Annotated in this window: 17 protein-coding genes; 13 read left to right on the top strand and 4 right to left on the bottom strand. The window is 64.0% G+C overall.

What is annotated here, in order from left to right:
- The first annotated feature begins 86 nt into the window (after positions 1-86).
- The 7 genes from O7A05_RS23460 to O7A05_RS23430 all read left to right on the top strand — a co-directional run bounded on the left by O7A05_RS23460 (position 87) and on the right by O7A05_RS23430 (position 9320).
- On the top strand, positions 87-1610 hold the full coding sequence (locus O7A05_RS23460; protein ID WP_337095315.1) for a helicase HerA-like C-terminal domain-containing protein: 1524 nt from the start codon (positions 87-89) through the stop codon (positions 1608-1610).
- Between the two features lie 500 nt (positions 1611-2110).
- On the top strand, positions 2111-2422 hold the full coding sequence (locus O7A05_RS23455) for an AraC family transcriptional regulator (RefSeq protein WP_337095314.1): 312 nt from the start codon (positions 2111-2113) through the stop codon (positions 2420-2422).
- Between the two features lie 182 nt (positions 2423-2604).
- Positions 2605-3060, top strand: coding sequence for a hypothetical protein (locus O7A05_RS23450; protein ID WP_337095313.1), 456 nt, complete (start codon positions 2605-2607; stop codon positions 3058-3060).
- 98 nt (positions 3061-3158) lie between these two features.
- The gene (locus tag O7A05_RS23445; RefSeq protein WP_463151564.1) at positions 3159-7475 is read left to right on the top strand and encodes a YadA-like family protein; all 4317 of its coding nucleotides are present in this window, start codon (positions 3159-3161) and stop codon (positions 7473-7475) included.
- A gap of 8 nt (positions 7476-7483) precedes the next feature.
- Positions 7484-8056 (top strand): invasion associated locus B family protein, encoded by a 573-nt coding sequence (locus tag O7A05_RS23440; RefSeq protein WP_337095311.1) that lies wholly within the window; start codon positions 7484-7486, stop codon positions 8054-8056.
- Between the two features lie 12 nt (positions 8057-8068).
- Complete coding sequence (locus tag O7A05_RS23435; RefSeq protein ID WP_337095310.1) at positions 8069-8794, top strand: hypothetical protein; 726 nt, start codon at positions 8069-8071, stop codon at positions 8792-8794.
- 49 nt (positions 8795-8843) lie between these two features.
- Entirely contained in the window at positions 8844-9320 is a 477-nt protein-coding gene (locus tag O7A05_RS23430; RefSeq protein WP_224588129.1) for a DUF4189 domain-containing protein, read from the top strand.
- Positions 9321-9373: 53 nt separating this feature from the next.
- Here O7A05_RS23430 and O7A05_RS23425 read toward each other — a convergent pair whose 3' ends face one another.
- Positions 9374-9997 (bottom strand): FMN-binding negative transcriptional regulator, encoded by a 624-nt coding sequence (locus O7A05_RS23425; protein ID WP_337095309.1) that lies wholly within the window; start codon positions 9995-9997, stop codon positions 9374-9376.
- Between the two features lie 101 nt (positions 9998-10098).
- Between O7A05_RS23425 and pdxR the strand changes: the two genes are divergently transcribed.
- Positions 10099-11502, top strand: a complete 1404-nt coding sequence (gene pdxR, locus O7A05_RS23420) for a MocR-like pyridoxine biosynthesis transcription factor PdxR (RefSeq protein WP_337095308.1) — start codon at positions 10099-10101, stop codon at positions 11500-11502.
- Between the two features lie 12 nt (positions 11503-11514).
- Here the strand turns inward: pdxR and O7A05_RS23415 are convergent, their stop codons facing one another.
- Positions 11515-12336 (bottom strand): L,D-transpeptidase, encoded by an 822-nt coding sequence (locus O7A05_RS23415; RefSeq protein WP_337095307.1) that lies wholly within the window; start codon positions 12334-12336, stop codon positions 11515-11517.
- A gap of 172 nt (positions 12337-12508) precedes the next feature.
- On the bottom strand, positions 12509-13174 hold the full coding sequence (locus O7A05_RS23410) for a haloacid dehalogenase type II (RefSeq protein WP_337095306.1): 666 nt from the start codon (positions 13172-13174) through the stop codon (positions 12509-12511).
- 254 nt (positions 13175-13428) lie between these two features.
- Between O7A05_RS23410 and O7A05_RS23405 the strand changes: the two genes are divergently transcribed.
- The 5 genes from O7A05_RS23405 (at position 13429) to O7A05_RS23385 (ending at position 19451) form a co-directional block, all read left to right on the top strand.
- Positions 13429-14307, top strand: coding sequence for a branched-chain amino acid aminotransferase (locus O7A05_RS23405; RefSeq protein ID WP_337095305.1), 879 nt, complete (start codon positions 13429-13431; stop codon positions 14305-14307).
- A 209-nt stretch (positions 14308-14516) separates the two neighbouring features.
- Positions 14517-15119 carry a superoxide dismutase gene (locus tag O7A05_RS23400; protein ID WP_337095304.1) on the top strand — a complete coding sequence of 201 codons (603 nt, stop codon included), beginning with the start codon at positions 14517-14519 and terminating at the stop codon, positions 15117-15119.
- A 206-nt stretch (positions 15120-15325) separates the two neighbouring features.
- A complete protein-coding gene (locus O7A05_RS23395; RefSeq protein ID WP_337095303.1) occupies positions 15326-15760 on the top strand; it encodes a c-type cytochrome in 435 nt (144 codons plus the stop codon).
- Between the two features lie 10 nt (positions 15761-15770).
- Positions 15771-16715: a cytochrome c gene (locus tag O7A05_RS23390; protein ID WP_337095302.1), complete on the top strand. Its 945-nt coding sequence runs from the start codon at positions 15771-15773 to the stop codon at positions 16713-16715.
- A 216-nt stretch (positions 16716-16931) separates the two neighbouring features.
- Complete coding sequence (locus tag O7A05_RS23385; protein ID WP_337095365.1) at positions 16932-19451, top strand: AMP-binding protein; 2520 nt, start codon at positions 16932-16934, stop codon at positions 19449-19451.
- A gap of 24 nt (positions 19452-19475) precedes the next feature.
- On the opposite strand, the gene O7A05_RS23380 is transcribed toward O7A05_RS23385, so the two are convergent.
- On the bottom strand, positions 19476-19865 hold the full coding sequence (locus O7A05_RS23380; RefSeq protein WP_224512317.1) for an SET domain-containing protein: 390 nt from the start codon (positions 19863-19865) through the stop codon (positions 19476-19478).
- Positions 19866-19961 lie beyond the last annotated feature (96 nt).

Below are 19961 nucleotides of genomic sequence, written 5' to 3'. Positions count from 1 at the left end.
AAATCGATACCGGGCATTGCCGCATGCGACTGGCGTTACTATACGTCGGGTGAGGCCGTGAGCGAAACAGATTGCGGAGACCGGATATGGCTGACGAGACCAGCATCTTCATCGGCGCCAGCCGCAAGCCCGACGATTCCTATCAGCGCGCCGAAGAGCTGCTGCTGCGCTACGGCAACCGCCACGGCCTCGTCACCGGGGCCACGGGCACCGGCAAGACCGTCAGCCTGCAGATCCTGGCCGAGGGCTTTGCGAATGCCGGCGTGCCTGTCTTCTGCGCCGACATCAAGGGCGACCTTTCCGGTATAGCGATGATGGGCGAGGTCAAGGATTTCCTCGTCAAGCGCGCCGAGCAGGTAAAGCTCGATCCCTACCAGTTCCAGGAATTTCCAGTCATCTTCTGGGACCTGTTCGGCGAGCAGGGCAATCCGATCCGCGCCACCATTTCCGAGATGGGGCCGCTGCTTTTGTCGCGGCTGATGAACCTCACGGAAGCTCAGGAGGGCGTCATGAACATCGCCTTCCGCATCGCCGACGAGGAAGGCCTGCTGCTGCTTGATTTGAAGGACCTGCAGGCGCTGCTCGCCAACATCGCCGAGCGCGCCGACGAACTCAGCGCACGCTACGGCAATGTCACCAAGCCTTCGGTCGGCGCCATCCAGCGCACGCTGCTCGTGCTGGAGAGCCAAGGCGCGGCGAACTTCTTCGGCGAGCCGGCGCTGCGCATCGCCGACATCATGCGCACCACGCGCGACGGCCGCGGCGCGATCAGCGTTCTGGCCGCCGACAAATTGATGATGAACCCCAGGCTCTACGCCACCTTCCTACTCTGGCTGATGTCGGAGCTGTTCGAGGAACTGCCCGAGGTTGGTGATCTCGACCGGCCGAAGCTGGTGTTCTTCTTCGACGAGGCGCATCTTTTGTTTGAGGACGCGCCGAAGGTGCTGATCGACCGCGTCGAGCAGGTGGTGCGGCTCATCCGCTCCAAGGGTGTCGGCGTCTATTTCGTCACCCAGAACCCGCTGGATATTCCGGAAAAGGTGCTGGCCCAGCTCGGCAACCGCGTCCAGCACGCGCTGCGCGCCTATACGCCGCGCGAGCAGCAGGCAGTCCGGACGGCGGCCGAGACCTTCCGGCCCAATCCCGATTTCGACTGCGCCACCGCCATCACCCAGCTCGCCACCGGCGAAGCGCTGGTCTCGATGCTGGAGGACAAGGGCGTGCCGGCCATGGTCCAGCGCACGCTGATCCGGCCACCGTCATCGCGACTCGGACCGATCACGCCCGACGAGCGCCGCAAGATCATCGCCGAGAGCCCGGTCGCCGGCCAGTACGACGAGGCCGTCGATCGCGAATCAGCCTTCGAAATGCTGCAGAAGAAGACCAAGGAGGCGCAGGACGCCGAGGCGCAGGCAAAGCAGCAGAACAGCGGCGGGTCGCGCTGGACCATTCCCGGTTTCGACGATGTTTCGGGAACATCGGGCCGGCGGTCTTCCAACCGCCAGACCGTGGCCGAAGCTGCCATCAAATCGGTGGTGCGCTCGGTCGGCTCCTCCGTCGGCCGCGCCATCGTGCGCGGGATTTTGGGAAGCCTGGCGCGAGGGCGTTAAAGCGAAAGGCGGAACGCGACGCGGATCGCGCCGCAACCTTCGACATCAGGCGAGGACGCGCCTGCCGTCGCGCGAAACCGTTACGGAAATGCGCCGCCCCGGAAAGCTGTCCTCGTTACCCCTCGACGATCAAATCTTACTCGTCGAGGGGCGAGCCGCTTCGGCGGCAGCTAAAACTTTTCGCAAGGGAACTTTTCCCGGCGGAACCGCAATTTCATGAAATACCGAATGGGCCAAATCATGGCCTTTGACGTGCTGTTGCCGGGGGGCAAACTCAATGGCGCCGACAGCACGTGCGATCACGAATCATTGTGGCCAGGGAACCGAAAGCGCGCTCTAGGGTTGGGCCCAGGCTGCGGAGGGCGGAGCATCAGGAGTCCGAGTTGCGGCGAGACGACGATCTGCCGGCCTGGTATTCGGAAATTCCTGCTGAAAGGCGGCCGCTGCTGAACGCGAAAGGCGGGTTGTCGACCGGCCACACTCGCCTCGTGGAGCAATTCTTGAGCGAGAACTTTTCGCGCAAGCTTTCGCTCGCTGAGATGGCGGCTGTGTGCGGGCTGTCGCCCTACCATTTCGCCCGTTCTTTCTCCAAGACGTTCGGCGTTACGCCGCATCAATATGTTCTTGCCCTTCGCCTTGACTTTGCCGAGAAGCTGCTGGCCGACAGGCGCATGTCGATCACGGACATCGCCTATCTGAGCGGCTTCTCGAGCCAGAGCCACCTCACCACCACGATGAAGAAATATCGCGACGTGACGCCAATGCAGGTGCGAGAGAGGCAGGTTCGATCGCGGGCCGGCAGGCAGGGCTAATTCCCGGCGCGGTTATCTATGGGTCGGCTTATAAAAGGTATTACTAAAGTAATTTCGCGTTAACCTATGAAAGATCTGCGGTATATTTTCAGATAAACAGCAATTTGTTGGAATACGAAGCCCCGAAAACCTGTCTTTCTGCAGCAAATCCGGTATTCGGATTCTAAGCTGGCCGAGGGGACATGAGCGACGACACGGCGATTCGCCGGAGCCTTTCCGAGGAGATCGGTTACTGGCTGGAGTCGGCATCGAGGACGCTTGAGAAGCGCTATGGAGATGGCGTGCCCCTGGCCAAGCAGGACATGCTGCTGGCCCATTATCTCTATGGCCTCACGGCTGTCGTTCACGCGCATGACGCGCCTGCCGTGCATCTGGCGGCGGTGCGCTCCTATCTCGAGCGGCTGATCCCAAGCGAGCGGGTTGCCGCGGCGCTCCGGGCTGTTCCCGAGGCCGGTGACGCCTGGCTTGAAAACACGCTCGATCGCGTCGAGGCGATCGGAGAGAAGCAGGGCCATGCGCTGCTCGCGCGCGGCGCCGATGTGATCATCCCATTTTCGAGCAGACACGCTTCGGCGGCAGGGTCGGCGGAACCTGCCGTTGTCGAGCGCGACCCACCAAAGGAGGCATTCTCGCAATGAACTTCAGGCAAGAACGTATCACTCGGCGCGGGTCGGCTCGCTTCGCAGGCAATTGGATTTCCGGCGCCACCGACTGCCGCTCGCTCCGTCGTCGCCTGATGGCGGCGCTGCGCAACGCGCATCGAGTGCTTGGCCTCGGTCGCAAGAATATGGGTCTCGGAACACTGGGCAGCGGCGGCAACGCGCGTTCGGCTCTGGCCTGCGGCATGAGCCCGGCCAGCATGCTCGGCGGCCTGGCGGCAATCGCCGCGCTCGGCCTCGCCACGCCGGCGCTGGCGCAATATGCCGCGGGCGGCGGTTCGGCGACCGGCGGCAACTCCGTCGCCATCGGTAACGGCACCGCGACGAATGGCAATAACAGCGTGGCGTTGGGCAGCTCCAACAGCGCAACGGGCGACGGCACGATTGCCATCGGCTATGCGATGGGTGTCAATGGCCTCAACTCCATAGGCATAGGTGTCTTCGCAGGCGCAACCGGCGTCAATGCCCTCGCCGTTGGCGGGAACGCCAAGGCCAACGGGGACGGAGCAAGCGCTATTGGCGTCAATTCGGTTGCAACCACAAGCGCGGCCGCCTTTGGCAATAATGCGCGTGCCGACGGAGTGAACTCCACGGCGATCGGCACTGTTACCCGCGCGACCGGGCTGCGCGCGACCGCGCTCGGGTTCGGGGCAACAGCATCCGGCGTGGATTCGATTGCCCAAGGTAACAGCGCCATCGCAAGCAACCAGAATGCCGTCGCCATCGGCTTCCAGGCGGTCGCTACACAGATCAACTCCATCAATATCGGCGGGCGTACTCTTGCGGGAGCGGGCGCTACTGCGCAGGGCGCCATCGCCCTTGGCACGGATGTGACGGCGTCTCAGCAAAACACCGTTGCCATAGGCATACTGACCAAGGCAACGGGAACGAGCGCCACGGCGATGGGCAACACGGCGAGCGCCTGGGGCAACCAGTCCATCGCACTCGGCTTGGGCGCGCAGGCGGGCGTTCAGGCCAACACGGCGCTACCGAATAGCATCGCGATCGGCACCAATTCGCTCTCTTCCGGCGCTTTCGCCGTCGCGATGGGCAGTGCTTCAATTGCGAGCGGCTCCGCCGGCACCGCGGTTGGCAACACCGCCGTTGCCAGCGGCGCAAATGCCTCCTCGTTCGGGTCTGGAGCCAACGCGGCAGGAGACAATTCGCTTGCTGCCGGCGTCAGCGCCAGCGCCGGCGGGGTAGCCAGCACCGCACTCGGCATCGGCGCCAATGCGTCGGGAGCGAACTCCGCTTCGATTGGTTCCGCCTCCAAAGCCACCGGTGCCAATGCGTTCGCGGGTGGCCGTTCCTCCACTGCCAGCGGTAACGATTCCATCGCCATCGGCACGACGGCCGCCTCGACAGCGGCAGGCTCGACGGCAGTTGGATCGGGCGCGGTGGCACAGGACGTAAACGCGGTCGCCATGGGCACCGCCGCCAGCGCGATCACCGCTGATTCCGTCGCGATCGGCACGGGCGCGGTGGCCGACGGCGGCAAGGCGGTCGCCATCGGTTACGGCAACGAAGCCTTTGGTGACGGTGCGGTCGCCATCGGCGATCCAAGCTATGCCAGCGGTACCGGCGCCTTCACCGGCGGCGCCAACAACATCGCCAACAGCGACGGCACGGCCAGCGCCACCGCCGCCAATCAGGCCGCCGGCGCGGTGGCGATCGGCAACAACAACAAAGCGATCGGGCAGGGCTCGGTGGCGCTGGGCAACGGCTCCACCGCGGGCGCCGCCGGTCTCGCGGGCAATGTCGCGCTGGGCAATGGCGCGACTGCGGCGGCAAGCTCCGGCGACGTGGCGCTCGGCTCCGGCTCGGTGACCGCCGCAGCGGTCGGCACCAGTGGCACGACGATCGGCGGGACGGCCTACAGCTTTGCCGGAACGGCTCCGACATCGACCGTCAGCATCGGCGCTCCGGGCGCGGAGCGGACCCTCACCAATCTCGCGGCGGGCCGGCTCAGCAACGCCTCGACCGATGCCATCAATGGCTCTCAGCTCTTCGCCACCAATCAGCAGGTGACGCAGAACACGACCGATATCGCCAACATTGGCAATACGATCACCAACATCAACACCGGCGCGGGCATCAAGTATTTCCATGCCAACTCGACGCTGCCTGATTCCCAGGCTCTGGGGACGGACTCCGTCGCGATTGGCCCGAACGCGGTGGCCAACAACGCCGGCGACGTGGCGATCGGCCTGAACTCCGTGTCCGGCACCACGACGGTGGTCGGCGGCACAACGATAGGCGGTGTGAACTACACCTTTGCCGGCGGAACGCCGGCCGGCGCATTCTCGGTCGGCTCGGTGGGCGCCGAGCGCCAGATCCAGAACGTCGCGGCCGGGCGGTTGAGCAACTCCTCGACCGACGCGGTCAACGGCTCGCAGCTGTTCGCGACCAACCAGCAGTTGACGCAGAACACGACCGATATCGCCGCCAATACCGCCGACATCACCACTCTCGGCAACACGATCAACAACATCAACACCGGCGGGGGAATCAAGTATTTCCACGCCAATTCGACGCTTGCCGATTCCCAGGCCCTGGGGACGGACTCCGTCGCGATTGGCCCGAATGCCGTCGCCAACAATGCCGGCGACGTGGCGATCGGCCTGAATTCCGTATCGGGCGCCACGACCAATGTCGGCGGCACGACGATCGGCGGAGTGAACTACACCTTCGCCGGCGGAACGCCTGCCGGCGCGTTCTCGGTCGGTTCGGTGGGCGCGGAGCGCCAGATCCAGAATGTCGCAGCCGGGCGGTTGAGCAACTCCTCGACCGATGCCGTCAACGGCTCGCAGCTCTTCGCCACCAATCAGCAGGTGACGCAGAACACCACCGACATCGCCGCCAACACCGCCGACATCACCACTCTCGGCAACACGATCAACAATTTTGCCGGCGACACCTCGACGGCCTACACCGACGCCAATGGAGACGGCATCCGCTACGTGCGCACCAACGACACCACGCTGCCGGTCACCGATGCCTTCGCGCAAGGGGTGGGCTCCTCGGCGCTCGGCTATCAGGCGACGGCATCCGCCGCCAATTCGCTGGCTCTCGGCCGCGGCACAGCGGTCACCATCGCCGACGGCGTGGCGCTTGGCTCCGGCTCGGTCTCGGATCGCGCGGTCGCGCCCGTGTCGGGATCGATCCTCTCCGGCACCGGCCTCATTCCCTACAACACCGCGGACATGACCCTGCTCGGCGCCGTCTCGGTGGGAACCTCCACCGCTTATCGCCAGATCATCAACGTGGCCGACGGCACCCAGGACCAGGACGCGGTCACGCTTCGCCAGCTGAAGGGCGCGCTGAGCTCCTTCGCGGTGACTGGGACCATGTACTTCCACGCCAATTCGTCCGCCCCGGACTCGCTGGCGGTCGGCGCGGAGTCGGTCGCGATCGGCCCGCGCACCACCGTCAACGGCGACAACGGCATCGGTATGGGCAACGGCGCCATCGTCCAGCAGACCGCGCCGGGCGGTATCGCGATCGGCCAGAACGCGACCTCCAACCAGGCTGACAGCATCGCCTTTGGCACCAACTCGACCGCCAACGGCGCCCAGTCCATGGCGCTCGGCGCCGGCGCCACGGCCAATGAGCCGGGCAGCGTCGCGCTCGGCGCCGGCTCGACGACCGCCGCGGCAGTCGCCACCACCGGCACGACAATCAACGGCGTCAACTACACCTTCGCCGGAACCGCTCCGACGAGCACGGTTAGCGTCGGCAGCGTCGGCAACGAGCGCACCGTCACCAACGTGGCGGCGGGGCGGATCAGTGCCTCCTCCACCGACGCCATCAACGGCAGCCAGCTCTACGCGACCAACCAGGCTGTCGAAGCAGTGCAGGGAAGTGTCGGCAATCTGAATGAGTTCGCCGTCCAGTATGACAAGAACCCGGACGGCACCAAGTCCAATTCGCTGACGCTCGTCGGCGGCGACGTGAATGCGCCCGTCGTCATCCACAATGTGGGTGCCGGTACCGCCGACACCGACGCGGTCAACGTCCTACAGTTCAATAACGGGCTGGCGACAACGTTCGACAACTCCAAGGCCTACACCAACCAGGTGGCGGCCACCACGCTGCAGCAGGCCAATGCCTACACCGACTCCAAGCTCAGCCAGCTCAACATGGATATGGGCGAGGCTCGGGGCGAGGCGCGCCAGGCCGCCGCGATCGGCCTTGCGGCCGCCTCGCTGCGCTATGACGACCGTCCGGGCAAGTTGAGCGTGGCGGCCGGCGGCGGCTACTGGCGCGGCGAAGGCGCCGTGGCGTTCGGCGCCGGTTACACCAGCGAGGACGGCCGGGCGAGAGCGAACGTCTCGGGCACGACGGCGGGCGGGCACTGGGGTGTCGGCGCGGGCGTCAGCTTTACCTTGAACTGAGCTCGTTGATGACCAGGCAGACGGCCCTTGCCGTGATATCCGGGACTTGCCTCCTTCTGTCCGGCCCGCACGCGGCCGGGCAGGAGGCGGCCCAGCCTGCCTATCGGATAAAACCTTCCGACGTCGCGGTGCCCGCGGGCGTGAAGCTTGGCGACTATCAGCGCACCACTCGTCCGTTCGAGAACTGGACGCTGATCTGCGACGAGAACCTGCAGGCCAGGAAGAAGGTTTGCAACATCGGCCAGTCTTTCATCGACCAAAGCCAGGCGTTGGTCTTCAGCTGGTCGCTCGCGGCCGACGAGAAAGGCAAACCCTTCATGATATTGCGGACTCCGAGCGCGGCAGGTAAGGGCAGCAAGCTTTCGCTGAGACTTACCGGCCGCAAACAGCCGGTCGACGTTCAACTGCAGGGTTGCGATGCGTCGGTCTGCGTCGGCTATGTGCCCGTCGGCCCGGTGCTTCGCGAGCAAATCGGCAAAGAGACCACCGTCCAGGTTTCCTATTCCCTGCCGTCTGGAGCGACCGTCAGCCTCGATGCCCCGTTCAAGGGACTCAAGACCGCGCTGTCGGCCATCAACTAGAAAGACTTTGAGATGACACGCCAATCCATCGAGGACAGAATCCTGACGCACTCCCAGCCGGTCGCGCTGCCGGAGCCGCCGGCAAGTCCGCCGCCACAGCGTTCGCCAGGCCGGCGCCTGGTGCGAAACACGGCGCTGCTCGGCGCGTTCGCGGTCTTGGTCGCGGCGGCGGTTGTCCTGTCGTTCCGCCTCTATCCCGCGCTTGGAACATTCGTCGCGGGCACGGCCTCCGCGCAGGCGCAGGCGCCCATGCAGGGCAAGCCGGCGGAAGCCGTGCCCGCAACGGCCGACGCCTCGGCAAACAAGAATCCCTTTCAGGCGCATGTCGCGCAGGCAGGCGTCCGCACCTGCGCCAATCTCTTTGCCACGGTGGGGCAGGCTCTGACTGCCGGGTCGACCTATGCGATCCAGACGCAATGGGACAACACTTCGCCCGACACCCACGCCGTGCAGGCCGTCGCCGGGATGAGCTACAACCTGCCGAACTACAAGACACAGGCCGCGGGCGTCGTTTTTGCCTCGCCTCTCGGCCAGAGCTGCGAGGGCGGGTTCGTGCGCGTGGCGCCGTTCCCTCGCTCTTGCCAGGAAGTCGCCGGGACGCTTCCGAAGGGCAGCCTGCTGGCGGACAATCTTTCGAACTCGATGCTTTTCAACCTGGCCGACAATGCCGGCCAGGCGCTGCTGGTCCCGACCGGCAACACTTGCATCGTCGTCTCGGTCGCGCGCATGGGCGGCTAGAGCCGGGCATGACGGTCGACTGCTGAATAGCTGCAACTGGAGCACGAAGATGCTGATCAATCCCCGCCTTTCGATCCCGCTGCTTGCGGCGCTCGCCGGGCTTACGATTGCGAGCAACGCCGCTGACCTGGTCGCCCCGTCACCGCCAGCGTCGGCGAGCGAAGAAAAGGGCATCTGGGGCGCGATCGCCTATTCACCGGGCGACGGCCGTCACGGCTTCTTCTGGGGCGCCGACAAGCGGCAGGAGGCGGAAGACATCGCGCTCAAGCATTGCGAGAACGCGGACGGCAAGGGCTGCCGGGTGGTCGAAGTATTCCGCAACCATCGCCATTGGGACGATGACGACGGCACCGGCTTTCCCTATGAGCACTGCGCGGCGCTCTCGGTCGGCAAGAGCCGTGGCGCGGCGACGCCGTTCTGGGGTGCAGCGTCGGCAACGACCCGCCGCGAAGCCGAGGACAAGGCGACGGCCCAGTGCGGAGGCGAGAACAAGGAGTGCAAGATCCGCGAGTGGGTCTGCACCTGACGAGAGGCAGCGGAATTCGAGCGGCTGCGGCGATCCGTCGGCCCTGGCGCCGTTCACACCGGGATGAGTGGCGCGACCTCGCGGTCCGACGGACGGTCGCTCGATGACAGGCCGGAAATAACACCGGCGCGATCGGCGGCGTTGCGGTTCTGGCTCATCTTGCGCTTGCCTTCGAGCCGGGTAATCGGCATGCGCAAACCGACAATGCCCTTCAGTTGCGACTGGATGAAATCCGCTGGCGCATCCGACACGGCCCAGGGCGAGGCGCGCCCGCCTTCATGCAGATTGGTCAGCCGGGTCACGACCTCGAGCAGCCTATGGGCGTCCTCGAAGAATTCGACAGGACCATGGGCATGGACGGCGACATAGTTCCAGGTCGGGACGACCTTTCCGGTCTCCTGCTTGGTCTGATACCAGGCGGGCGTCACATAGGCGTCCGGCCCCATGAAGATCGCCAAGCCATCGCCCACCAGCGGCACCCGCCATTGCGGATTTGCCTTTGCGACATGGCCATAGATCACGCCATGCTCGCCCTCGTTCTCGTCGAGCAAAAGCGGCAACGGCGTCGCCAACGGACCTTCCGCCGTGGCGGTGATCAGCGTCGCCAGACGCGCCGCGCGGATCGTGGCCATTAGGCTCTCTTGATCGTCGTCACGGAAGGCAGGCGGGATGTACATGATGAAAACTCCTTGCGTTGCACAGCAAGATGCCGGAAAGCTGGCTTGCCTGGAACATCCAGTTTTGAAGGTTTTTAGTGGTCCAGTTGGAGCAGGACGGCGTGGCGCGCCGCATCATCGCGGCCATCAAGGCGCAGATCCACAGCGGCGCCTACAGGCCCGGCGATCGCTTGCCGTCGACGCGGGCCTTTGCCGCCGAATGGGGCGCGTCGCGGACCACGGTGACCGCGGCCTACAGCCAACTCGACGCCGAGGGCTACCTGATCATCCGGCAAGGGTCGCGCGCAATCGTTGCTCCGGGACTGGAGAAGGCGTCGGGAGAAGCGCCCGTCGCGGCCGCTTCGCCACGGCACCTGTCGGCATTCGCCCAACGATTACTGACCCTGCCCCCACCGACGTTGGCGCAGCCGGCCAAGATTGCCGATTTCCGCTATGGCGACCTGTCCGGAGCGGACTTTCCCGTGCTGGCCTGGCGGCGGGCGTCGAACAAGGCAATCGTCAACCGGGCCGCGCGGTTGCGCTATGGCGACCCGCAGGGGTCTTCCGGTCTGCGTAATGCGCTTCAGGCCTATCTCTGGCGGGCTCGCGGCATCAATTGCACGCCGGACCAGATCGTCATCGTCAACGGCTCGCAGCAGGGGCTCGACCTCTGCGCACGGCTGCTGCTCGACCCTGGTGACCCCTTTGTGATCGAGAATCCGGGCTATCTGCTCGCCCGCCACGCCTTCGTGGCGGCGGGAGGCATTGCCGTGCCCGTTCCTGTCGATGCGGACGGGCTACAGACGGGAAAGCTGCCGCCGGCCCGTCTCGCCTATGTGACGCCTTCGCATCAGTTTCCGCTCGGCGGCGTGCTTTCGGCGACACGGCGGCGGTCGCTGCTGGCCTGGGCCGCCGGCACGGGGGCCTATATTGTGGAAGACGATTATGACGGCGAATACCGCCACGACATCAGCCCCATTCCGCCGCTGCAGGCGCTGGACGCGGACACGGTCATCTATGTCGGCACGCTGTCCAAGACGCTCTCGCCGACCTTGAGGCTCGGCTATCTCGTCGTCCCCGTCAGCCTGCGCCGGGCATTCAGCGAGGCCAAGCGCCTGACCGACCGGCATGCTCCGATGCTGGAGCAGGATGTGTTGGCCGAGCTGCTGGCGAGCGGCGCCTACGAGCGCCACGTGCGCAGCATCCGCAGGAAGAACGCCGAGCGCAGACAGGTCCTGCTGAAGGCTTTGACTGACCATCTGGGGCCGCGGGTCACTGTCGCCGGAGCCGATACCGGCCTGCATGTCATCGCCTGGATGAACGGCATCGATGCAGGACGCGAACCGGCGATCATCGCCGCGTCGCGCGCGGCCGGCATCGGCCTCTATCCCGTGTCGCCCCTTTATGATCCGAGCGGGCCCAGGCCGGAAACGGCCGGCTTCATCCTGGGCTACGCCGGGCTCGACGCGGAGGCCTTGCGACGCGGCGTTGCAGTGCTGGCCACGATTTTGGCCGAGCACCGCTGACCGATCTGGGTCTTAGAAAATCTCGTTGGTGAGATTCTTGACCGGGCCGAGCAGGATCGAGCCCGTCGGCACGCCATTATCGATCGGGATCGCCTTGCGCTCCGGCATATTCTCTTCGGGCGCGCCGATATTGGCTGTCACGATGACGGGGGTCTTGGTCGGCACGCGGTCGTAGAGGTCGATGATGTCCTGGTTGATCAACCGCACGCAGCCGGACGATACCGACTTGCCGATCGACCACCATTCGGGCGAGCCGTGCAAGCGGTAGAGCGTGTCCTGGTTGCCCTGGAAGAGATAGAGTGCACGCGCCCCGAGCGGGTTCTTCAGGCCGCCCGGCATGCCGCCATTCTTGGCGCTGAATTGCGTCAGCTCTGGCTGGCGGGCGACCATCTCGTCCGGCGGCGTCCATTTCGGCCATTTCTGCTTCCACTGCACGACCGCGTCGCCCGACCATTCGAAGCCGGCGCGGCCGAGGCCGACGCCGTAGCGGATCGCTTGGCCGCCCTCGCGCACCAGATAGAGGAAGTGGCCAGTGGTATCGACGACGATGGTGCCAGGGCGCTGTCCGGTCGGATCGGGAACGATCTGGCGCAAGAATTGGTGATCAATCTTGTTCACCGGAATTGCCGGCAAGTCGAAGCCATTGTCCGACATCGCGCCATACATCGTCGCGTAATCGCCGAGCGGCGGCTCGACATAGGTGGGCGGCGGCGGCTGGATGGGAGCAGGGGCCGGACCGGTGGTGGTGCAGGCTGAAACGGCGGCCGAAGCAGCGCCAAGGGCCGTGAAATTGAGAAAGCCACGGCGGCTGATGCGGAAGGAAACGTCTGACATGGTTGCCTTTTCTAGGTCTTAATTCGCAAGAAAGCATGAATTCGCGGGCACGTCGCAGGCGGCATTCATAACAGTCGGCGGCGATAGGCGGTTCCAATTCTGGCCTGAGGGTGGACAGAAAAAGGCGAAGCTGTGACCGCGCCGCAGCTGTTGCGCTGCAGCAACAGAAGGCTCAGACGCCCGCCAGAAGGCCTTCCAGTGATGGCAGGATCAGCCCCGGCGGAAAGTCGCGGTATTCGTCCGGCTGATTGGTCCGGTTGATCCAGACTGTACGGAAACCGAACTTTGCGGCGCCGGCTATGTCCCAGCGGTTCGACGACTGGAACGACACCGCGCCCGGATAGAGCCGCCAGCCGGTGACCACCATGTCGTAGACCGAGGGGTCGGTCTTGAAGCGTTTGACCTGGTCGACCGAAAACACGTCGTCGAGGATCTGATCGAGCGCCGCGGATTTGACCGCCGCGTCGAGCATTTCCGGCGAGCCGTTGGAGAGGATCGCAAGCTTCGCGCCCGACGCTTTGAGCGCCTTCAGCACGGCAGGCACCTCGGGGTAGCAATCGAGCCGCCAATAAGCTTCGAGCAATTTCGTCCGCAGCGCCGGATCGGCCGAGGGCACTTTGCGCAAAGCGAAATCCAGCGCCTGCTCGGTCAGTTGCCAGAAGTCGGCGTAAGCACCCCCCATCAATGTCCGCACCCAGGAATATTCGAGCTGCTTGGCGCGCCAGATTTCGGAGAGAAGCTGGCCGTCCGGGCCGATCTCGCCGGCATGACGGCGCACGGCGGCATGCACGTCGAACAACGTGCCATAGGCGTCGAATACATAGGCAGCATGATGCATGGCAAGAGTTTTGAGGCGAGGATGCGTCCCGTGCAAGCGCTGATTGCGCTTTAATGCATGTCGCCCAAAAGTGTGTAGCGGTTTTGAGAAACCGACATGCATCAAACATAAGACTTACAGGGCGTTGCACGATCCGTTTCAGGCGACGCTCTGTAAGTACCGCTGGCCTCAATGATTTTCGGCCATGTCGGTTGACGCCGGCACTCAAAGCATCGTCCTATGCCGGTCCGAAATCACTCGTTTGGACGGCAAATATGACACTGGCGGCAGCGGCGCAAACCGCGACTTGGACCTATGTGGACGGCGACTGGCACGAAGGCAATGTCGCGATACTGGGGCCGCGCAGCCATGCCATGTGGCTTGGCACCAGCGTCTTCGACGGCGCCCGCTGGTTCGAAGGCGTCGCGCCTGACCTCGAGCTGCACTCCGCTCGCGTCAACGCTTCCGCGATCGCGCTTGGCCTGAAGCCTTCGATGACGACGGAAGAGATCGTCGGCCTGACTTGGGACGGTTTGAAGAAATTCGACGGCAAGACGGCGGTCTATATCAGGCCGATGTATTGGGCCGAGCATGGCGGCTATATGGGCGTTCCGGCCGATCCGGACTCGACGCGCTTCTGCCTCTGCCTCTATGAATCGCCGATGATCCCGCCTTCCGGCTTTTCGGTCGGCGTCTCGCCGTTCCGGCGCCCGACCATCGAGACAATGCCCACCAACGCCAAGGCGGGCTGCCTCTACCCCAACAATGGCCGCGCCATTCTGGAGGCCAAGAACCGCGGCTTCGACAACGCGCTGGTGCTCGACATGCTGGGCAATGTCGCCGAGACCGGAACCTCCAACATCTTCCTGGTCAAGGACGGCCATGTGATGACGCCGGCGCCGAACGGCACGTTCCTGTCGGGCATCACCCGCTCGCGCACCATCAACCTGCTCGGCGACTACGGTTTCAGGACCACCGAGAAGACGCTGTCGGTTCGCGATTTCCTCGAAGCTGACGAGATCTTCTCGACCGGCAACCACTCCAAGGTCGTGCCGGTCACCCGCATCGAGAACCGCGATCTGCAGCCCGGACCCGTGGCCAAGAAGGCGCGCGAGCTCTACTGGGAATGGGCGCATTCGGCTTCCGCCGCCTGACCCGCCGGAGCGGCTGACCGTTTCGTTGAAATGGCGAACCGCTCCATCTGTTTGTTTTGCGCAATTGCGGGCGGAAAACCGTTTCGCACTTTTCTCGGAATTGCTCTAAAAAGTCGCTCGGCGTTCCATTCCGGAGTTGCCCCGATCCATTCCAGACCTATCTTAGCTCGGTAGTTTCACCGGACTTTTTCCTCGAGGGAGTACCATCCATGGCTTTTGAGTTGCCCGCTTTGCCTTATGACTACGAGGCCTTGCAGCCTTACATGTCGAAGGAGACGCTGGAGTATCACCACGACAAGCACCACAAGGCCTATGTCGACAACGGCAACAAGCTCGCCGCCGAGGCCGGAATGGGCGACCTGTCGGTCGAAGAGGCCGTGAAGCAGTCCTTCGGCAAGAATGCCGGACTCTTCAACAACGCCGCCCAGCACTACAACCACATCCATTTCTGGAAGTGGATGAAGAAGGGCGGCGGCGGCAACAAGCTGCCGGGCGCGCTGCAGAAGGCCTTCGACAGCGACCTCGGCGGCTACGACAAGTTCAAGGCGGATTTCATTGCCGCCGGCACCACCCAGTTCGGCTCCGGCTGGGCCTGGGTCTCGGTCAAGAACGGCAAGCTTGAAATCTCCAAGACCCCGAATGGCGAGAACCCGCTGGTTCATGGCGGTTCGCCGATCCTCGGCGTCGACGTCTGGGAGCACTCCTATTACATCGACTACCGCAACGCGCGACCGAAGTATCTCGAGGCCTTCGTCGACAACCTGATCAACTGGGACCACGTCCTGGAGATGTACGAGAAGGCCAAAGGTTGAGCGATTTCACTGAAGAGCCCCGGCACGCCGGGGCTTTTCTTTTTCTGCTGAGGGAAACCACAGGACAGCCCGCAAAATCGTCACGGCGAAGGGAATAATCCCGCCGCGACGCCCGTTAGCGTTCAGAGCAATTCCAGAAAAAGCATGGAACGGTTTTCCGTCCGGAATTGCGCCAGCGAACTCTCTTCATCCACGGAGCCAATTGAATGAGAAAGCTTGTCATCGCCATCTCTATGCTTGCCTTTGCCGGCTCGGCCTATGCCGACCCGATCAAGGGTCGTCAGGCCCTGATGAAGGAACGCGGCAAGCTCGCCGGGCAGATCTCGAAGGTGGTCAAGGGCGAGACGCCTTTCGATGCCGCCGCCGTGCTGGACGCGCTGAAGGCACTGCAAGCCAATGCCGAGAAGTTCGATGTCGACACGCTGTTCCCGGCCGGCTCCGACAAGGGCGACACCACCGCCGCGCCGAAGATCTGGGAAGACATGGCCGGCTTCAAGGCGGCCGAGGACAAGTTCCTCGCCGATACCAAGGCCGCGGTCGCTTCCCCACCGGCCGATGTCGACGCGCTGAAGGCGCAGCTCAACACGCTGGGCGGCGATTGCGGCACCTGCCATCAGACCTACCGGATCAAGAAGAGCTGATCGCCTGACGATGGCCTGGCTGAAGAAGCTTGTCGGCGCCGTCGTCCTGCTTGGCGGCGCCGCGGCCGCCGCCGGCTGGGCTCTGTCGGCTCCGGTCGAACTGGACGCCGGCACCGTCGCGCAACTCGGCCCCGGCGACGCCGCCAAGGGCAAGCGCATCTTCTACGCGGGGGGCTGCACCTCCTGCCACGCCAAACCGGGCGCCCAGGGCGACGCCCGGCTGCAATTGGTCGGCGGGCTGGAACTCAAGACGCCGTTCGGTACTTTCGTTCCGCCCAACATATCGCAAGACCGGAAGGACGGCATCGGCGCCTGGAGCGAGGAGGACTTCGCCAACGCCATGCTGAAAGGCGTTTCGCCTTCGGGCGAGCATTTCTATCCGGCCTTTCCCTATGCGTCCTACGCGCGCATGAAGCCGGCCGACATTGCCGATCTCTACGCTTTCATGAAAACGCTGCCGGCGGTTGCCGGCAAGGCGCCGGACCACAAGCTGTCCTTCCCTTTCACCATCCGCCGCGGCATCGGCCTTTGGAAGCTTCTCTATCTCAGCCCCGAACCGGTGATCGCCCTGCCCACTGGCACGCCGGACAAGGTGCTGGCCGGCCGCTACCTCGTCGAAGGGCCCGGCCATTGCGGCGAATGCCACACGCCGCGCGATTTCGCCGGCGGCGTCAAGAAGGCCGAATGGCTGGCGGGCGCCGTGGCCGCCGAAGGCTCGGGCGTCGTGCCCAATATCACCCCGCAGGGTGGCACCAAGGACTGGTCGGAGGCCGACATCGCCAATTACCTCGAAACCGGCTTCACACCCGATTTCGATTCGGTCGGCGGCGCCATGGTCGACGTGCAGCGCAACATGGCGCAGCTGACCGCCGACGACCGGGCTGCGATCGCGGCCTATCTGAAGGCCGTCCCGCCGCATCCGAACGGCTATCCGGCGCGCAAGCCGGCGAGTTAACCTGCGCACGCGGCGTCAAACCCGCGACCATACATGATGGCGTAAAGCGGATTGGCATTCCCAATCAAAGGCATTAGTTGACTTGAATACTCATGTATTATAGGCGCTTCGGGCCAATTCCCCGAGGACCGAAGCTTGCCCACGCCCTCCATCGACCTTGTGTCCGGATTTACCCATGACGAGCAACGCGTGGCGCTTGTCCTCGCCGGCGGACGCATGCTGTCTTACAGGGAACTCGGCAGTCTTGCGCTAGGCTTCGCCTCGCAGTTGGGGCAAAGTCAAAAGCGGCTCGTGGCGATTGCGGCGGAAGCTTCCGAGCACGCAGTCGCCGCCTATATCGGAGCCCTGCAGGCTGGGCACGCAGCGGCCATGCTGCCGCCGTGCGACAATAGGCTTTGGGACGATTTCCAGGCAGCCTTCCAGCCGGATTTCACCTACAGGCCAATCGACGGCCGCTGGCGTCTCGTTGAGGAAGCTCGACCCGCCGGAGATGCGGAGCCGCTGCATCCCGATCTCGCGCTGCTGCTGATGACCTCCGGCAGCTCGGGCGCCGCCAAGGCGGTCAGGCTTTCCTACGGTAACCTCGAATCCAATGCACGCTCGATCGCGGCTTATCTCGAACTCTCTTCCTTCGACCGGGCCGCTCTCGTGCTGCCTCTCCACTATTCCTATGGGCTGTCGGTCCTCAATTCGCATCTGGTTGCGGGCGCTAGCGTCCTCTTCCCCGGGATGTCGGTCATGGACAGCGATTTCTTCAGCACGATCGACGACGGCGGCTGCACGAATCTGTCTGGAGTCCCGTATTCTTACGAACTTCTGGAACGGGTCCGTTTCCGCGACGCTGAGCTCAAGGCGCTGCGCATGATGACGGTGGCGGGCGGAGCGCTTGGCCCGGATCTCATCCGTCTTTATCGGAACCATATGCTCGCCAGGGGCGGCCGCTTCTTCGTCATGTACGGCCAGACCGAGGCGACGGCACGCATGGCTTTCGTGCCGCCGGAGAGCCTTTCCGACAAGGAGGATCGGATCGGCGTGGCGATCCCGGGCGGCAGCCTCGGTATTGTCGACGCAGAAGGCGAGCCGATCAGCCAACCAGGCATTCCCGGAGAGCTCGTCTATCGCGGTCCGAACGTAATGATGGGCTACGGCACGCGGCGCCGCGACCTCGCGCGCGGCGCAGAGATCGAGGCCCTGAACACTGGCGACATTGCCGTACGGGACCAACATGGTTTCTTCCGCATCGTCGGGCGCAGAAGCCGCTTCGCCAAGATCGCAGGCCTCAGGATCGGCTTCGATACGATGGAGCAGGCGCTGGAGCGGGCCGGCATTGCCTCTACGGTGGTTGGCGACGATCGGGGATTGCAGGCCTATGTGATCGGGGCCGACCCGACGGGGAGAGCACGGCGCATTCTTGCCGAAATCAGCCATCTGCCAGCCAATCTGGTTCGGGTTGCGACGCGCGAGGACTTTCCCAGACTTGCCTCTGGCAAGATCGACTATGCCTGCCTCCATCAGGAGATGTTGGAAGGGCGGACGGAAATCCGCTGGGAGCTGGGCGGTCTGCTCGGTGCCTACGCCCGCGTATTCTATCCCCTCGCCGTCGGCCGCAACGACAGCTTTGTCTCTCTTGGCGGAGACTCCCTTCGATTCCTGCAATTGGCTCTGGAACTCGAGCGTCTCGGCATGAACCTGCCGGACGGCTGGGAACGCTTGAGCATTGCCGAGCTGGCAAACCGCCAGGCGGCGGGACTTCCCGAACACCGGCACGCAAGCGAGATGCCGACCGATTTGGTGCTGAGGGCTATCGGGATCCTGCTGGTGGTCGTGCATCACGAAACGCTATGGCCTATCCCCGGCGGCTCCGGCGTCATGATGCTGCTGGCCGGCTACAGCCTTGCTCGTTTCCAGTCGGCCCATTTCCTTGCCGGTCGAATTGGGCACGCGCTCAAACCTGCGATCGACGTCCTGATCCCGTATTTTCTCATTGTCGTCGCTTACGCTGTAGCCTGGGGGACGATCCCCTGGGCTTCGATGACGCTTACTGGGAATTTCGGCTATGCCGAACCGGACCGTCACGAGATGATTCCGTATCTTTACTGGTTCATCGAGGCCTATTCGCAGACGCTCCTGCTCTTCGCTCTAATCTTTGCCATTCCTGTAGTCCGCAAGCTTGCCCGGGCTCACCCCTTCGTTTTCTCGCTCGGCCTTTTGGGCGTTGCCGCTGCCGCGCGCTTTTCGTTCCCATCGTTCGTCGATCTGGGCAACCGCCAGATTTTCACGATCTATTGGGTTTTCCATTTGGCCGCATTCGGTTGGTGTGCCGGTTTTGCAGATGCTCCGGCGAAAAAATTGGCTCTGACTGCGCTTGCCGCCGCTGTGCTGGGTTATTTGGCCTTCTGGGAGTCGGTCTGGTTCGGGACGACGGTAAAGTATCTGATGATCTTCGCGGCGCTTTTGGTCCTTCTTTACCTGCCGCGTGTTCGCCTGCCGGCCGGGGTAGGGCGGCTGGTTGCGCAGGTCGCCGTCGCGGCGTTTCCGATCTACCTTTTCCACCGTTTCGTCCCGGAAATATTGATGGCGCCCGCCGCGGGCAAGCTGCCGGTTCCGATCTTCCAACTGCTGGCCATCGCCGGTGGGATTGCTTTAGGCGTCGTTTCCGGCAAGGCCTTGGCAGGCATTCGAAAACTGCGTGGCAGATTGGCCATGGGACGCCAGCCGGAATTGCTCTTCGCCTGAACCATCTGACCTACGCTCGTGCCGCTACGGGTGGCGGTCACCCAGGAAATCGAAGCCGCTTTCGAAGAAGTGATTGTAGTTGCAGGTGAGTTCCTCGCCCGGCGCGATGTCGCGCAGGGCGTAAGTCTCCTCGGGCGAGGAGACGTCGCAGTTCGGATCGTCGTCGTGGTTCATGTAGCGCGCATCGTCGGCTTCGAACACGATGTAGCTCGGGTCGTGCCGGTCGGGGTAGGAATAGCGGTCGAGATAGGATTTCACCGGTCCCGTTTGGCTCTCATAGGTGTCGACGGGAATGCGCCGGTCGAACCGCGGGTCGAGCTTCCAGATCAGCGTTCCCTTCGGGATGCGATGCCGGGCGAAGACGCCGATGCCCTGGATGGACGATTTGTCGAGATAAGTGTCGACGAGAAGCATGACGAACCTTGTTGAATGGAGATCGGCCGGCCCGGACGCGGCATCCAAAAACGACCGCATCCAAGACGACCGTGCATTGCGTAACGCGCGATCTTC

The organism is Mesorhizobium argentiipisi (SeqCode) (assembly GCF_037179585.1).
In the GTDB taxonomy this organism is placed as follows: Bacteria; Pseudomonadota; Alphaproteobacteria; order Rhizobiales; family Rhizobiaceae; genus Mesorhizobium; species Mesorhizobium argentiipisi.
This window is presented reverse-complemented; position numbering and strand designations above follow the sequence as displayed.

What these genes read in the sequence shown, in the direction of transcription:
- O7A05_RS23390 (WP_337095302.1), top strand. Translation starts at nt 15,771, where the DNA reads ATGGCCTGGCTGAAGAAGCTTGTCGGCGCCGTCGTCCTGCTTGGCGGC.
- O7A05_RS23410 (WP_337095306.1), bottom strand. Translation starts at nt 13,174, where the DNA reads ATGCATCATGCTGCCTATGTATTCGACGCCTATGGCACGTTGTTCGAC.
- O7A05_RS23400 (WP_337095304.1), top strand. Translation starts at nt 14,517, where the DNA reads ATGGCTTTTGAGTTGCCCGCTTTGCCTTATGACTACGAGGCCTTGCAG.
- O7A05_RS23385 (WP_337095365.1), top strand. Translation starts at nt 16,932, where the DNA reads ATGCTGTCTTACAGGGAACTCGGCAGTCTTGCGCTAGGCTTCGCCTCG.
- O7A05_RS23435 (WP_337095310.1), top strand. Translation starts at nt 8,069, where the DNA reads ATGACACGCCAATCCATCGAGGACAGAATCCTGACGCACTCCCAGCCG.
- O7A05_RS23380 (WP_224512317.1), bottom strand. Translation starts at nt 19,865, where the DNA reads ATGCTTCTCGTCGACACTTATCTCGACAAATCGTCCATCCAGGGCATC.
- O7A05_RS23395 (WP_337095303.1), top strand. Translation starts at nt 15,326, where the DNA reads ATGAGAAAGCTTGTCATCGCCATCTCTATGCTTGCCTTTGCCGGCTCG.
- O7A05_RS23450 (WP_337095313.1), top strand. Translation starts at nt 2,605, where the DNA reads ATGAGCGACGACACGGCGATTCGCCGGAGCCTTTCCGAGGAGATCGGT.
- O7A05_RS23445 (WP_463151564.1), top strand. Translation starts at nt 3,159, where the DNA reads ATGGCGGCGCTGCGCAACGCGCATCGAGTGCTTGGCCTCGGTCGCAAG.
- O7A05_RS23425 (WP_337095309.1), bottom strand. Translation starts at nt 9,997, where the DNA reads ATGTACATCCCGCCTGCCTTCCGTGACGACGATCAAGAGAGCCTAATG.
- O7A05_RS23430 (WP_224588129.1), top strand. Translation starts at nt 8,844, where the DNA reads ATGCTGATCAATCCCCGCCTTTCGATCCCGCTGCTTGCGGCGCTCGCC.
- O7A05_RS23460 (WP_337095315.1), top strand. Translation starts at nt 87, where the DNA reads ATGGCTGACGAGACCAGCATCTTCATCGGCGCCAGCCGCAAGCCCGAC.
- O7A05_RS23440 (WP_337095311.1), top strand. Translation starts at nt 7,484, where the DNA reads ATGACCAGGCAGACGGCCCTTGCCGTGATATCCGGGACTTGCCTCCTT.
- O7A05_RS23405 (WP_337095305.1), top strand. Translation starts at nt 13,429, where the DNA reads ATGACACTGGCGGCAGCGGCGCAAACCGCGACTTGGACCTATGTGGAC.
- O7A05_RS23415 (WP_337095307.1), bottom strand. Translation starts at nt 12,336, where the DNA reads ATGTCAGACGTTTCCTTCCGCATCAGCCGCCGTGGCTTTCTCAATTTC.